Here is a 13,619-nt window from a genome sequence, read left to right as displayed (position 1 = left end):
GTCGGCGACGACGAACTCACCACCCATCAACTCGACGGCATCGACACCGTCATCACCGCCTGCGCACTCGCCATCGCCGAAACCGGCACCATCATCCTCGACGCCGGACCCGACCAGGGCCGACGACGCATCACCCTCATCCCCGACCACCACATCTGCGTCGTACGCGTGCCGGAACAGGTGGTGGACTCAGTACCACAGGCACTCCCCAAGCTCGACCCCACCCGACCCCTCACCTGGATCTCCGGACCCTCCGCCACCAGCGACATCGAACTCGACCGCGTCGAAGGCGTCCACGGCCCCCGCACCCTCGACGTCATCCTCGTCACCAACGACACAGACGACGACAACGACGACAGCGACACAGACGGCGACAACTGAGCCGGACCGGCGAGCGCCGAACAGTCCGGTCAGTGTGGCCGCGAGGCGGCCGAGCGGCTGACCTTCAGGGCCCACATCACCAGCGGCACCTGGACCGGGAGCCGCCCGTACGCGGCGGCTTTGAGGAGGGCGGGGCGGTGCCGCCAGTCGTAGGCCATCTTGACGTTGGCGGGGAAGACCGCCGCGAAGAGGCCGGCGGTGAGCAGGCCGCCGGCGCGGCGGGTGGCGGGCAGCGCGACGGCGGCGGCGAGGGCGAGTTCGGCGGCGCCGCTGATGCTGGTCCAGGTGCGGGGGCTGCCGGGCAGCGTCGCCGGCACGATGGAGTCGAAGGGCTCGGGCCGCAGGAAGTGCAAGGTGCCGGAGGTGGCGAGCAGTCCGGCGAGCAGCGGTGCGGGGCGTACGGGCACGTGGACGGCCTCCTCGAACGGGCGGGCGGATCCCGCCGGAAGCCACCCTACCCACGGGTAATACCGTCTCGGCAAGACCCGGCCGCCGCCTCGAACGACGTCCGAGGACGCCCGCAGGACAGGCCACCCCCGGGGACCTCCTGGGCCCCTCAGGAGGTCGTGGCCGCGGGCTGCGGCGTCGCGGCGTCGACCAGTTGCATGTCCCGCCTGCTCAAGGCCGCGTACCGGCCGTCGAGGGCGAGGAGTTCGTGGTGGCTGCCGCGCTCGATGACCTGGCCCGCGTCGAGGACGGCGATCTGGTCCGCGTCCCGGATCGTGGAGAGACGGTGGGCGATGGTGATGGTGGTCCGGCCCGCCGACAGCGCGTCGATGGCGTCCTGCACGGCCGCCTCGGTGCGGGTGTCCAGCGCGCTGGTGGCCTCGTCGAGGATCAGCACCGGAGGGTCGCGCAGGATGGTGCGGGCGATGGCCAGGCGCTGCTTCTCGCCGCCGGAGAACCGGTAGCCGCGCTCGCCGACGAGGGTGTCGTAGCCGTCGGGCAGGCCCGCGATGTGGTCATGGATCTGCGCGGCCCTGGCGGCCGCCTCGATCTCGGCGTCGGTGGCGTCGGGCTTGGCGAAGCGCAGGTTGTCGGCGACGGAGGCGTGGAAGAGGTAGGTCTCCTGGGAGACGACCCCGATCGCGGCGGAGAGCGTGTCGAAGCTCAGGTCGCGTACGTCGACGCCGTCGAGGGTGACGCGGCCGCCGGTCACGTCGTAGAGGCGCGGCACGAGGTAGCTCAGCGTGCTCTTGCCGGAGCCGGTCGCGCCGACCACGGCCAGGCTGCCACCGGCGGGCAGGGTGAGGTCGATGCCGCGCAGGGTGGGCTTGGCCTCCGTGCCCTCCTCCGGCTCGTAGGCGAAGTCCACGTTCTCGAAGCGGACGTCGCCGCGGACCCGCTCGATGCGCACCGGGTCGGGGCGCTCGGTGATGTCCACCGGCAGGTCGAGGTACTCGAAGATGCGCTGGAAGAGCGCGAGCGAGGTCTGCACCTGCACGCCGGTGGCGAGCAGCGAGACGGTCGGGCGGAACATGCCCTGCTGGAGCGAGACGAAGGCGACCAGCGTGCCGATGGAGATCGCCGAGCCGCGGCCGCTGCCGGTGAGGCCGGCGGCCCAGTACAGCAGCGCCGGCATCGCCGACATGACGATGCCGATCACGGCCATCCGCCAGCGTCCCTGCATGTTGGAGCGCACTTCGAGGTCGACCAGGTTCTCGGACTCCGCCGCGAAGTCGCGGGTCAGGGAGTCGCTGCGGCCCATGGTCCGGCCGAGCAGGATGCCGCTGACCGACAGCGACTCGGTGACGATCGCGGACATGGCCGCCATCTGCTTCTGCCGCTCGGTGGTGATCTTCTTGCGCTCGCGACCGACCTTGCGGGCGACCCAGACGAACACCGGGAGCAGGAGCAGCGAGACGATCGTCAGCCGCCAGTCCAGCGCGAGCATCGCCACCACGGCGGCGACGACGGAGGTGAGGTTCGAGACCAGCGAGGTCGCGGTGGACGTGACGGTGGCCTGCATGCCGCCGATGTCGTTGGCGATCCGGGACTGGACCTCTCCGGTGCGGGTGCGGGTGAAGAAGGCGAGCGACATCCGCTGCAGCCGCTCGTAGACCGAGGTGCGCAGGTCGTGCATGACGCGCTGGCCGACGGTGGTGGAGATCAGGGTCTGCATGACGCCGAACACGCCGTTCGCGACGGCGGTGGCGATCATGCCCAGGGCGAGCAGGGCCAGCAGGCCGGTCCGGCCCTGCGGGATGGCGGTGTCGAGGATCGCCCGCAGCAGGAACGGCGAGGCGACCGACACGAGCGAGGACAGGGCGACCAGCATGCCGACGAAGGCGAGCCGGCCACGGTAGGGGCGGAACAGGCGCATGATGCGGCGGACGTCGACGTCGGCCCGGGTACCGGGTCGGCGTTTCGGTGGCGTCCACCGGCTGGCGAGGTCGTTCTCGGGGCGCAAAGGCTCCTCCGGGGTCGTTCGGGACACGCTGACAAAGAGAGTGTAGGTCATTGTTACCTATACTCACAATGAGCGTTGTTCCTGATACCCTGGAGCCATGGACACCCGCACCACGGCCGCCACCGCGCCGACCACCGGCCCGGCGGAGGCTCCCGGTCCTGCGGCATCGGACTCGGCCCCGGCACCCGCCCCGGCCGGGTCCGCGGACCCGGCCGGCTCCGCGACCGCTCCCCGGACCGACGAGGTCACCGGGCGGCTGGCCGACCAGCTCCTGACGCTCAGCCGGCGGCTGCACCGCTCCCAGAAGCGGCTGATGGAGCCGCTGGGCATCACCCCCGCCCAGTCCCGGCTGCTGCGGACGCTCGCGCACTGCGACGCGCCGCCGCGGATGGCCGACCTCGCGCAGCGTCTCGACGTGGTGCCGCGCGCGGTGACCACGCTGGTGGACGCGCTGGAGGAGCGGGAACTGGTGCGACGGGTGCCCGACCCGAACAACCGGCGGGTGATCCGGATCGAGCTGCGGGAGAGCGGCACGCAGGCGCTGTCCGCGCTGCGCGGGGCTCGGAGGGACGCCGCGGCCGAGCTCCTCGCGCCGCTCGACCGCGAGCAGCGCGCGGCCCTGTCCGCCCTGCTGGGCGCGCTCGACGACGACGAGCGCTGAGCGTGCGCTGACCGCAGAGTGACGGGGGCGAGGCGCGGGAGGGCGCCGGCGGCGCACCGTCCGGCCCCGCGGCGATCCGCCGCCGGAACCGGGCGGCGTGCCGCCGCGGCAGTCCTGGACCGCTACTTCGAGATGTCCACGCGGTTGCCGTCGCTCCCGCCGTTGCCCGCGCCCTGGTAGGGCACCCCGGCCGGGGCCAGCACCGCGGTGCAGGCGCTGCACCGCTTGGCGGCGGCCGGGATCGGGGTGAGGCACTCGGGGCACTCACGCGTCGGCGCGCTCGCGGCCTTCGGGAAGAACTTCTCCTGCATGCGGTTCATCGGCAGCACGACCAGGAAATAGATCACCGCCGCCACGATCACGAAGCTGATGGTGGCGTTGATGAACACGCCGTAGGGGAAGGTGACCCCCGAGGCGTGGAAGGTCCGGTTGTTGAAGTCGCCGGTGGCACCGCTGACGAGCCCGACTATCGGAGTCAGGAACGCGCGGACGAAGCCGTTCACCAGTGCGGTGAACGCCGCGCCCACCACGATGCCGACCGCGAGGTCGACGACGTTGCCGCGCAGCAGAAATGCCCGAAAGCCCTTCATGTGGGGGGTCCCCTCTGTGGCCAAGATGATGAAGCCACACAGTGTGCCGGTCCGGTACGCGGACCTGCAAAGTCGGTCGGGAACTCGGGGGGTGCGGCCGGGGTGCGGGGCAGGCGCGGCCGGGGCGACGCGGGGGCTGCGGGCCGGGGTGTGAGCGAGGGCGGCCGGGTCGTGGGTGGAGCGCGGCCGGATGGTGAGCGGGGTGCGGGGTGCGGGGTGCGGCCAGGGCACGGGAAAACCGGTTGACCCGGCGCCCGCCGCGCCGCGAGTCTTGCACGGCTCATGAATTCGGCCCGAATGCCGGAGACCACCCGAAAACACCCGGAGCCCGGCGTACCGTCCCCCGGCCCGGCCCTCGGGTCAGTCCGGGCCCCTCTCCCTGCCCGCCTCCACCCTCAGGACATCATGCCGTCCCTCAACAGCCTCCCCTTCTCCGATCCGGGCCGGCCCGACACCCGGTCCGGCCCCCGGCTCCTGATCTGGCTGGAGCTGGGCCAGTGGCGCGGGCAGGTCGCCTCGGCCGCGTGGGGCACCCTCCACATGGCATCGGTGGCGTGCTTCCCCGCGGTGGTCGGGGTGGCCGTGCAGGCGGTGGTGGACCGCTCGGGCACCCGCCTGGTGCTGGCCGGCGCGGTCCTGCTCGTGCTCGGCGTGCTCACCGCGCTCGGCGACACCATGCTGCACCGCACCGCGGTCACCAACTGGATCAGCGCTGCCACGAGGGTGCAGCAACTCCTCGCCGCCAAGGCGGTCGAGCTGGGTGCGGTCCTGACCCGGCGGGTGGCGGCCGGCGAGGTGGTCGCGGTCAGCACCGGCGACGTCGAGAAGATCGGCTGGTTCGTCGAGGCACTGGCCCGCTTCACCTCGGCGCTGCTGGCGACCGTCGGCGTGGCCGTCGCGCTGCTGGTGTACGAGCCCGAGCTCGGCGTCGTGGTCGCCGCGTCCGTACCGGTGCTGGCGCTGTCGGTGCTGCCGCTGCTGCCCGCGGCCACCCGGCGCGCGGACCTCCAGCGGGAGAAGGGCGGCCGGGCCACCGAACTGGCGGCAGACACCGTGGCGGGGCTGCGCGTGCTGCGCGGGATCGGCGGGGAGGAGCTCTTCCTCGACCGCTACCGGCGCGTGTCGCAGGAGGTACGGCGGGCCGCCGTGCACAGCGCCCGAATGTGGGCCACCATCGCGGCCGTCCAGGTCGCCCTGCCGGGGCTGCTGCTGGTCGGCGTGGCGTGGTACGGCGCCCGGCTCGCGCTGGACGGGCAGATCTCGGTCGGCCAGCTGGTCACCGTCTACGGCTCGGTGTCCTTCCTGCTCTTCCCGCTGCAGAACTTCGTCGAGATCGCCATGGCCTGGTCGTTCTCCCGGCCCTCGGCGAAGCGCGCGGCGCGGGTGCTCGCGCTGCGGCGCACCGATGTGGACGGGAGCGAGGCGGACAGGGTCGCGATGGAGACGGCTGCCGACGGGAACGGTGCCGCGCACACGGATGGCGCGGGGCCGCACAAGGCCCCCCTCACGGGCGAGTTGTACGACCCGGCGACGGGCCTGCGCGCCCCGAGCGGGCTGCTGACGGCCGTGGTGTGCGGGGACCCGGACGCCGCCGGCCGGCTCGCCGACCGGCTCGGGGGGCACAGCCCGGTCGCCGCCGAAGGCGAACCGTCGGCCCTGCTCGGCGGCACCGCGCTCGACACGGTGCCGCTGGCGACGGCCCGCTCGGCCGTGCTCGTCCACGACAAGGACCCGGTCCTGCTCTCCGGCACCCTGGCCGACCTGTTCGACGTCCCCTCGTCCGGCCGCGTGAGCGCCCCTGCCGCGCTGGCCGCGGCGCAGTGCTCCGACGTGCTCGACGCGCTGGTGCGGTCCCTGGCCGGGGAGGAGGCGGGCTCCGGCGACGCGATGCGGGCCCGGATCATCGAACGCGGCCGGTCGCTGTCCGGCGGGCAGCGGCAACGGCTGGCCCTGGCCCGCTCGTTGGTGGCCGACCCCGAGGTCCTGGTGCTCGACGAGCCGACGTCGGCGGTGGACGCGCACACCGAGGCGCGGATCGCCCGCGGGCTGAAGGAGATCCGGGCCGGCCGCAGCACCGTGGTGTTCACGTCGAGCCCGCTGGTGCTGGACCGCGCGGACCGGGTGGTGTTCGTGCACGACGGGATGACGGTGGCGGCCGGCGACCACCACGAACTGCTGCGGACGACCCCGCTCTACCGGGCCGTGGTCACCCGCGAGGCGGACGAACGGCCGGAGGAAGAAGGCGGAGCGGGCGGTGAGGCGCCGGGCGCGGACCGCGGCGACACCTCTGCCACCGCAGGCACCGCACCCGGCACCCGTGACGACATGTCGATGGAGGAACCCGCATGATCGGCGCACCCACGCCGGAGTACGACCCCTCGGCGCCGTCGCACAACAGCGCCACCACCCTGCCGGTCGGCTCGTCCGCCACGGTGCGCGGCTACGTCCGCGAGCTCGGCCGCCGGCACCGGGTCGCGTTCGCCGTGCTGCTGGGCGTCAACACGGTCGCGGTGGTCGCCTCGATGGTCGGACCCTTCCTGCTGGGCGACCTGGTCCAGACGCTGGCCGACGGCAGGCGCGACGTTCACCTGACGCGCACGGTCTCCCTGTTCCTGGCCGCGCTGGCGGTGCAGGCGTGCTTCGTGCGGCTGGTCCGGCTGCGGGGGGCCGTACTGGGCGAACGCATGCTCGCCGACCTGCGCGAGGACTTCCTGGTCCGCTCGGTCGCGCTGCCCCCGGGCGTACTGGAGCGGGCCGGGACCGGCGACCTGCTGTCCCGGATCACCACCGACATCGACCGGCTGTCGGAGGCGATGCGGGAGGCGGTGCCGCAACTGGCGATCGCCGTGGTGTGGGCGCTGCTGCTGCTCGGCGCGCTGGCGGTGACCGCCCCGCCGCTGGCGCTCGCGGTCCTGGTCGCCCTGCCGCTGCTGCTCGTCGGCTGCCGCTGGTACTTCCGGCGCGCGCCGCACGCCTACCGCGCCGAGGTGGCGAGTTACGCGGGCGTCGCCTCGGCGCTCGCCGAGACCGTCGACGCCGGCCGCACCATCGAGGCGCACGGCCTGGGCGAGCGCCGCGAGGAGCTGTCCCGCGGCCGGCTGAAGAACTGGGTCGACTGGAGCCGGTACACGCTGTGGCTGCGCAGCGTGCTGTTCCCCGTGATCAACATGACCCACGTCCTGATCCTGACCTCGGTGCTGATGATCGGCGGCGGCTTCGCGCTGCACGGCTGGCTGGCGGTGGGCGCGCTGACCACGGGAGCGATGTACGCGCAGATGCTCGTCGACCCGATCGGCATGATGCTGCGCTGGTACGACGAGTTGCAGACCGCGCAGGCGTCGCTGGCACGGCTGGTCGGGGTGCGGGAGGTCGCGCTGGACGAGGGGGACGGGGCGCTGGCGCCGGACGGGCGGGAGATGGCGGCGGACCGGGTGCGGTTCGGCTACCTCCCGGACACCGACGTCCTGCACGACGTCTCGCTGAACGTTCCCCCCGGCACCCGGCTGGCCCTGGTCGGGCCGTCGGGCGCGGGCAAGTCCACGCTCGGGCGGCTGCTGGCCGGGCTGTACGCGCCGCGGACCGGCGAGGTCACCCTCGGCGGGGCCGCGCTGGCCCGGATGCCCGCCGAACGCGTCCGGGAACACGTCGCCCTGGTCAACCAGGAACACCACGTCTTCGTCGGCACCCTGCGCGACAACCTGCGGCTGGCCCGCCCGGCCGCGGCCGACGACGAGCTGTGGGACGCGCTGGCCGCCGTGGACGCCCAGGAGTGGGCCCGGGGGCTGGACGGCGGCCTGGACACCGAGGTCGGTTCGGGCGGTGCCACACTGACCCCGGCGCAGGCCCAGCAACTCGCCCTCGCCCGGCTGGTGCTGGCCGACCCGCACACCCTGGTGCTGGACGAGGCGACGTCCCTGCTCGACCCGCGCGCCGCGCGCCACCTGGAACGCTCCCTCTCCCGCGTCCTGGACGGCCGCACGGTGGTGGCCATCGCCCACCGCCTGCACACCGCCCACGACGCCGATGTGATCGCGGTCGTCGAGGAGGGCCGGATCAGCGAGCTGGGCAGCCACCACCAACTGGTCGAGGCCGAGGGCGCGTACGCGGCACTGTGGCGCTCCTGGCACGGCTGAGCCCGCCCCGGGCTCACCCCCCGGCCGCCGCCAACCGGCGGAGCGTCCAGCCCTGCCCGTGGGGATCGAGCGGCCGGGTGGCGCCGCCGAAGATCTCCGCGGCCCGCCGGTAGGACAGCCGCCCGGCATCCCGGCCGGGTGGGGCGGGCGCGGGGGGCGGCTAGGTGAAGAGGCCGAGGGCGCCGACGGCACTGGCGCCGCCGACCACGAAGAACACCGGGGTCAAGATCTTGATCTCCACCCAGCTGCCGGCCCGGAAGCGCATGAACTTCGGCGGCCCCAGCGGGTACCAGCGCCTGCGGCCTATGGGTATCGGCCACAGGATCGGGCACCCGGACACGGTCAGCGCGTCGCCGACGCAGTGCACGAGGGCGCCGAGCACGATCGGCAGGCCGATCCACATGTAGTGCTGACCGGGCTCGGTGAACAGCCACGCCTTGCCGTTGCCCGGGTCGTCCAGTGCGTCGGCGAGCAGCCAGGCGCTCGTCGCCGCCAGCAGCCATACGAGCACGTCGCTGGAGGTGCGCGCCTGCCGCCAGAACAGGCCCTCCACGGCAAGGACCATGTGCACGAACAGGATCAGCAGCACCGCCCACCTGCCGCCGTACACCGCCAGCGCCGAGAAGCCGACGCCGAGCAGTACCGCCCACAGCCAGGTGTGCGTGAGGGTGCGGTGCCCCCCGGACCGGCGGGAGTCGCCGGGCTTGCGGGTCGCCTTGTACGTGGCGTGGGCGAGCACGTCGATGAGCTTGCAGGCCAGGCGGGACAGCGGACCGAAGGCACGGGAGATGGTGGCTGCCTGGTGGTCCAGGTCGGGCGCGAGGGCGGCGCCGGAGCAGATCAGTGCACCGACCACCAGGGTCGGCCACGGCATCGGATCACCGAGGCCCGCCGCGATGGCGCCGGCGCCCAGCCAGGCGGCCGCTCCCGACAACGAATGTGCTGGTCCCATCATGGCGGTGCGATACCCCCGATTCGACCGCCCGCGGGCGGAGTTGACGCATGGTCGACGGCACACCCTACCTTTGGTGATCATCGGCTTCACCGCCGGTTCCGCCCTTCGCCGCCGGGACGGGCAAGATGGAGGGGTGACCCTTATCGATCAGCTCCCTTCCGAAGCCGACCCCGATGCCCTCTTCGAAGCGTTCTCGACGTGGGCCGAGGGCCAGGGCATCTCCCTCTACCCGGCCCAGGAGGAGGCGCTGATCGAGGTGGTCTCGGGGGCGAACGTGATCCTCTCCACCCCCACCGGCTCCGGAAAGAGCCTGGTGGCGGCCGGTGCGCACTTCGCCGCGCTCGCCCGCGACGAGGTCACCTTCTACACCGCGCCGATCAAGGCGCTGGTGTCGGAGAAGTTCTTCGACCTGTGCAAGATGTTCGGCACCGAGAACGTCGGGATGCTCACCGGCGACGCCTCGGTCAACCCGGACGCCCCGGTGATCTGCTGCACCGCCGAGGTACTGGCCTCGATCGCGCTGCGCGACGGGCGGAACGCCGACGTGGGCCAGGTCGTCATGGACGAGTTCCACTTCTACGCCGAGCCGGACCGGGGCTGGGCCTGGCAGATCCCGCTGCTGGAACTGCCGCAGGCGCAGTTCGTGCTGATGTCGGCGACGCTGGGCGACGTGGCGCGGTTCGAGGAGGACCTGACCCGCCGCACCGGGCGGCCGACCGCGGTCGTCAGGTCCGCGACCCGGCCGGTACCGCTGAGCTACGAGTACCGCACCACCCCGATGACCGAGACGCTCACCGAGCTGCTGGAGACCCGCCAGTCGCCGGTGTACATCGTGCACTTCACGCAGGCCGCCGCGGTGGAGCGGGCTCAGGCGCTGATGAGCATCAACATGTGCACGCGGGCCGAGAAGGACGCGATCGCCGACCTGATCGGCAACTTCCGCTTCACCACCGCCTTCGGCCGCAACCTGTCCCGGTACGTGCGGCACGGCATCGGGGTGCACCACGCCGGGATGCTGCCGAAGTACCGCCGGCTGGTGGAGAAGCTGGCGCAGGCCGGGCTGCTGAAGGTGATCTGCGGTACCGACACCCTCGGGGTCGGCGTCAACGTGCCCATCCGTACGGTGCTGTTCACCGCGCTGACGAAGTACGACGGGCAGCGGGTGCGGGTCCTGCGGGCCCGGGAGTTCCACCAGATCGCCGGGCGGGCCGGGCGGGCCGGCTTCGACACCGCCGGATTCGTGGTGGCGCAGGCGCCCGAGTACGTCATCGAGAACGAGAAGGCGCTGGCCAAGGCGGGCGACGACCCGAAGAAGCGCCGCAAGGTGGTCCGCAAGAAGGCTCCTGAGGGATTCGTCGGCTGGGGGCAGAACACCTTCGAGAAGCTGATCGCCTCCGAGCCGGAGGCGCTGACCTCCCGCTTCCGGGTCACGCACGCGATGCTGCTGTCGGTGATCGCCCGGCCGGGCAACGCCTTCGACGCGATGCGACGGCTGCTGGAGGACAACCACGAGGACCGGCGGTCCCAGCTCCGGCACATCCGGCGGGCCCTGGCCATCTACCGCTCGCTGCTCGACGGCGGAGTGGTGGAACGGCTCGACGAACCCGACTCCGAGGGCAGGATCGTCCGCCTGACCGTCGACCTCCAGCAGGACTTCGCGCTCAACCAGCCGCTGTCCACCTTCGCGCTGGCCGCCTTCGAACTCCTCGACCCCGACTCCCCCTCCTACGCGCTGGACATGGTCTCCGTGGTGGAGTCCACCCTCGACGACCCCCGCCAGATCCTCGCCGCCCAGCAGAACAAGGCGCGCGGCGAGGCGATCGGGCAGATGAAGGCCGACGGGGTGGAGTACGAGGAGCGGATGGAGCGGATCCAGGAGGTCACCTACCCCAAGCCCCTGGAGGAACTGCTGCTGCACGCCTACGGCGTGTACCGCAAGAGCCACCCGTGGGTCGGCGACCACCCGCTGTCGCCGAAGTCCGTCATCCGCGACATGTACGAGCGGGCCATGACCTTCTCCGAGTTCGTCTCCCACTACGAACTCGCCCGGACCGAGGGCATCGTGCTGCGCTACCTGGCCGGCGCCTTCAAGGCGCTGGACCATACGGTCCCGGACGACCTGAAGTCGGAGGACTTCCAGGACCTGACCGCCTGGCTCGGCGAGCTGGTCCGGCAGGTCGACTCCAGCCTCCTCGACGAGTGGGAGCAGCTGGCCAACCCGGAGACGGAGACCGCCGAGGAGGCGGCCGAGCGCGCCGACCAGGTCAAGCCGGTGACCGCGAACGCGCGCGCCTTCCGGGTACTGGTCCGCAACGCCCTCTTCCGCCGGGTCGAGCTGGCCGCGCTGGAGAAGTACGAGCAGCTCGGCGAGCTCGACGCCGACTCCGGGTGGGACGGCGACGCCTGGGCGGACGCCATGGACGCCTACTGGGAGGAGTACGACGACCTGGGCACCGGACCGGACGCGCGCGGACCGAAGCTGCTGCTCATCGAGGAGCAGCCGGAGCACGGCCTGTGGCGGGTCCGGCAGACCTTCGCCGACCCCAACGGCGATCATGGCTGGGGCATTTCGGCCGAGGTGGACCTGGCGGCGTCCGACGAGGAAGAACGCGCGGTGGTACGGATCACCGACGTCGGCGAGCTCTGAGAGGGGTCGCGCTCCCGGCCCCCCGAGGGCGCGCCCGCTGATCGGCGCCCGCGCCCCAGCAACCGCAGCAGCCCGCGCCGCCCCGGCCGGCCGTCATCCGCACCACCCACCCGATCCGGCGGCACCGGGTCGGCCCGGGCCGGGCCCACGTCGGCCGGGTGTGGGTCGGCCGGGCCGGGGCCGACCCGGGCCGGACCCGCCGGGCCCGGGGCATGCCTCAGCTTCCGTGCCCGGCCGAGCGCGTCCGCCAACGCCACCAGGCCGAGCCCGATCTCGTCCGGATGGTCGGCCGTGGTGATCGCCCGGATCCGCTCGGGCGTGGTCGGACCGGGTCGGCCGGGCGGAAGTACGGCGCGCAGCCTGCGCAGATGCGCGCGTTCGTACGGGTCCGGCACCGCGCTGTCGACCAGCTCCGGCCCGAGCAGCGCCGACCACACCGCGGCCTCGTCCCACGCGTCGTAGGCGTCACGAACGAGTTGGGCCACGCGGCGGGAGCGCCACCCGCGGGCCCGCTCGTCCTCACCGTCGGCCACCGCCGCACGGAGCCCCTCGGGCAGGGGACCTCTCAGCAGGGCCGGACTGCGCTCGGCCAGCAGCGGAAGGTCCCGGGCGAGATACATCCACACCAGTGCCTGGTACCGGTTCACGTACCAGCGGACCGGACGGATGTGGCCCGCCCTCGCCAGCCGGACGAACCGCTCCCGGCCCACGCCCAGTTCCTTGGCCGCCTCCGGGCTCCCGACCAGCCGGAGCCGGTCGAGCAGTGGCAGCGGATGGCCGTCCTCGGCAGACAGCCGGCGCACCTCCCGCGACCCGACCATCCAGTTGCTCGACCCGCACGCGACCGTCGGCACCTCGCCGATCTGCACGGCGAGGTCGAACTCGTCGTAGGCCAACCCCAGCGCGTCCCGCGCCGCGGACAGCGTCAACAGCTCCGCGCCGCCTGCCGGGACAGGCGGCCCGTCCGCCGCGAGTCGATCCCGCCGCTCGCGCCACTCCCGCTCGGGCCCCTCCCGGCCCGCACCAGCGCCGCCGGGCCGCCCCCGATCCGGACCTCCCCCATCCGCGCCCCGATGTTCGGGCCACCCCCGATCCGGACCTTCCGCATCCGCGCCCCGATGTTCGGGCCGTCCCCGATCCGGACGCCTGTGCTCCGGGCGGCTCCGCTCCTGCTTCACGCGCGCCGCCCCCGCCCGGTCCGCGCTCGCGCGTCCCGACCGGTCCTGCCGCTGCCGCCGTTGCTGCTGTGTCGTACTCATGTCCTGTCACTCCTCGCCTCGCTCGATCACTGACAGTGACCAAACTAGCGCGGTGTGCGGACCTCCCGCGGCGAGCCTGTGGACAACTCCGGACCGGACGCCGGACCGGCGAAGAAGAGCAGGTCAGGCGGGTGCGGCCCCGGACTGGCGCGGCGCCACGGCGAGATGCTCGCCGACCCGGCGCACCAGCCGCGTCATCTCGTACGCGACCTGCCCGATGTCCGCGTCCATCCCGCTCAGCACGGACAGGCAGCTGCCGTCGCCGGCCGCCGTCACGAAGAGGAACCCCTCCTCGAACTCGATCATGGTCTGCCGTACCCCGCCGGTGCCGAACTGCCGCCCGGCGCCCTTGGCGAGACTGTGGAAGCCCGACGAGACAGCGGCGAGGTGCTCGGCGGACGGCTGGTCGAGGTCACCGCTGGCGCCCGTGACCAGGCCGTCGTTGGACAGCACGAGCGCGTGCTGCACGTGCGGCACCCGCCTGGTCAGGTCATCGAGCAACCACGCGAGCCCGTTGCCCACCGTCATGGCCTACCTCCCGTCTCCACTGCGCTACGCAGCCTGGTACGCGCGGCGCGCGAGG

At 73.0% G+C, this 13,619-nt stretch carries 11 protein-coding genes; 5 read left to right on the top strand and 6 right to left on the bottom strand.

Going from position 1 to position 13,619, the window contains the following annotated elements; all coding sequences use genetic code 11:
- Positions 1 to 381: LutC/YkgG family protein (locus C4U44_RS24000; protein ID WP_200823369.1), on the top strand; the 381-nt coding region annotated here is incomplete at its 5' end.
- Between the two features lie 29 nt (positions 382 to 410).
- Here C4U44_RS24000 and C4U44_RS23995 read toward each other — a convergent pair.
- Positions 411 to 788 carry a DoxX family protein gene (locus tag C4U44_RS23995; RefSeq protein ID WP_103888038.1) on the bottom strand — a complete coding sequence of 126 codons (378 nt, stop codon included), beginning with the start codon at positions 786 to 788 and terminating at the stop codon, positions 411 to 413.
- A 149-nt stretch (positions 789 to 937) separates the two neighbouring features.
- Positions 938 to 2,704, bottom strand: a complete 1,767-nt coding sequence (locus C4U44_RS23990) for an ABC transporter ATP-binding protein (RefSeq protein ID WP_235032309.1) — start codon at positions 2,702 to 2,704, stop codon at positions 938 to 940.
- Positions 2,705 to 2,888: 184 nt separating this feature from the next.
- On the opposite strand from C4U44_RS23990, the gene C4U44_RS23985 reads away from it, so the two are divergent.
- Positions 2,889 to 3,452 carry a MarR family winged helix-turn-helix transcriptional regulator gene (locus C4U44_RS23985; RefSeq protein ID WP_103888036.1) on the top strand — a complete coding sequence of 188 codons (564 nt, stop codon included), beginning with the start codon at positions 2,889 to 2,891 and terminating at the stop codon, positions 3,450 to 3,452.
- 122 nt (positions 3,453 to 3,574) lie between these two features.
- Here C4U44_RS23985 and mscL read toward each other — a convergent pair whose 3' ends face one another.
- Complete coding sequence (gene mscL, locus C4U44_RS23980; RefSeq protein ID WP_103888035.1) at positions 3,575 to 4,042, bottom strand: large conductance mechanosensitive channel protein MscL; 468 nt, start codon at positions 4,040 to 4,042, stop codon at positions 3,575 to 3,577.
- A 405-nt stretch (positions 4,043 to 4,447) separates the two neighbouring features.
- Here mscL and C4U44_RS23975 point away from each other — a divergent pair, with 405 nt between their 5' ends.
- Positions 4,448 to 6,391, top strand: coding sequence for an ABC transporter transmembrane domain-containing protein (locus C4U44_RS23975; protein ID WP_103888034.1), 1,944 nt, complete (start codon positions 4,448 to 4,450; stop codon positions 6,389 to 6,391).
- Positions 6,388 to 8,175, top strand: coding sequence for an ABC transporter ATP-binding protein (locus tag C4U44_RS23970; protein ID WP_103888033.1), 1,788 nt, complete (start codon positions 6,388 to 6,390; stop codon positions 8,173 to 8,175). Before C4U44_RS23975 ends, C4U44_RS23970 begins: the two co-directional genes overlap by 4 nt.
- A gap of 160 nt (positions 8,176 to 8,335) precedes the next feature.
- Here the strand turns inward: C4U44_RS23970 and C4U44_RS23965 are convergent, their stop codons facing one another.
- Positions 8,336 to 9,130 carry a metal-dependent hydrolase gene (locus C4U44_RS23965; protein WP_103888032.1) on the bottom strand — a complete coding sequence of 265 codons (795 nt, stop codon included), beginning with the start codon at positions 9,128 to 9,130 and terminating at the stop codon, positions 8,336 to 8,338.
- 133 nt (positions 9,131 to 9,263) lie between these two features.
- Between C4U44_RS23965 and C4U44_RS23960 the strand changes: the two genes are divergently transcribed.
- Positions 9,264 to 11,777: a DEAD/DEAH box helicase gene (locus tag C4U44_RS23960; RefSeq protein WP_103888031.1), complete on the top strand. Its 2,514-nt coding sequence runs from the start codon at positions 9,264 to 9,266 to the stop codon at positions 11,775 to 11,777.
- On the opposite strand, the gene C4U44_RS23955 is transcribed toward C4U44_RS23960, so the two are convergent.
- Positions 11,684 to 12,706 (bottom strand): DUF6397 family protein, encoded by a 1,023-nt coding sequence (locus C4U44_RS23955; RefSeq protein WP_103888030.1) that lies wholly within the window; start codon positions 12,704 to 12,706, stop codon positions 11,684 to 11,686. The two genes, C4U44_RS23960 and C4U44_RS23955, sit on opposite strands and share 94 nt — an antisense overlap.
- Before the next feature lie 453 nt (positions 12,707 to 13,159).
- Complete coding sequence (locus C4U44_RS23945) at positions 13,160 to 13,564, bottom strand: roadblock/LC7 domain-containing protein (RefSeq protein ID WP_103888028.1); 405 nt, start codon at positions 13,562 to 13,564, stop codon at positions 13,160 to 13,162.
- Between the last annotated feature and the right edge of the window lie 55 nt (positions 13,565 to 13,619).

It is taken from the genome of Actinacidiphila yanglinensis, assembly GCF_900107965.1.
GTDB lineage: Bacteria > Actinomycetota > Actinomycetes > Streptomycetales > Streptomycetaceae > Actinacidiphila > Actinacidiphila yanglinensis.
The sequence above is the reverse complement of the archived record's forward strand: the minus strand, read 5'-3'. Positions and strand labels throughout refer to the sequence as shown.

Bases quoted from the DNA above. Each gene is read 5' to 3' on its own strand.
- C4U44_RS23990 (WP_235032309.1), bottom strand. From the start codon at position 2,704: ATGCGCCTGTTCCGCCCCTACCGTGGCCGGCTCGCCTTCGTCGGCATG.
- C4U44_RS23985 (WP_103888036.1), top strand. From the start codon at position 2,889: ATGGACACCCGCACCACGGCCGCCACCGCGCCGACCACCGGCCCGGCG.
- mscL (WP_103888035.1), bottom strand. From the start codon at position 4,042: ATGAAGGGCTTTCGGGCATTTCTGCTGCGCGGCAACGTCGTCGACCTC.
- C4U44_RS23975 (WP_103888034.1), top strand. From the start codon at position 4,448: ATGCCGTCCCTCAACAGCCTCCCCTTCTCCGATCCGGGCCGGCCCGAC.
- C4U44_RS23970 (WP_103888033.1), top strand. From the start codon at position 6,388: ATGATCGGCGCACCCACGCCGGAGTACGACCCCTCGGCGCCGTCGCAC.
- C4U44_RS23965 (WP_103888032.1), bottom strand. From the start codon at position 9,130: ATGATGGGACCAGCACATTCGTTGTCGGGAGCGGCCGCCTGGCTGGGC.
- C4U44_RS23945 (WP_103888028.1), bottom strand. From the start codon at position 13,564: ATGACGGTGGGCAACGGGCTCGCGTGGTTGCTCGATGACCTGACCAGG.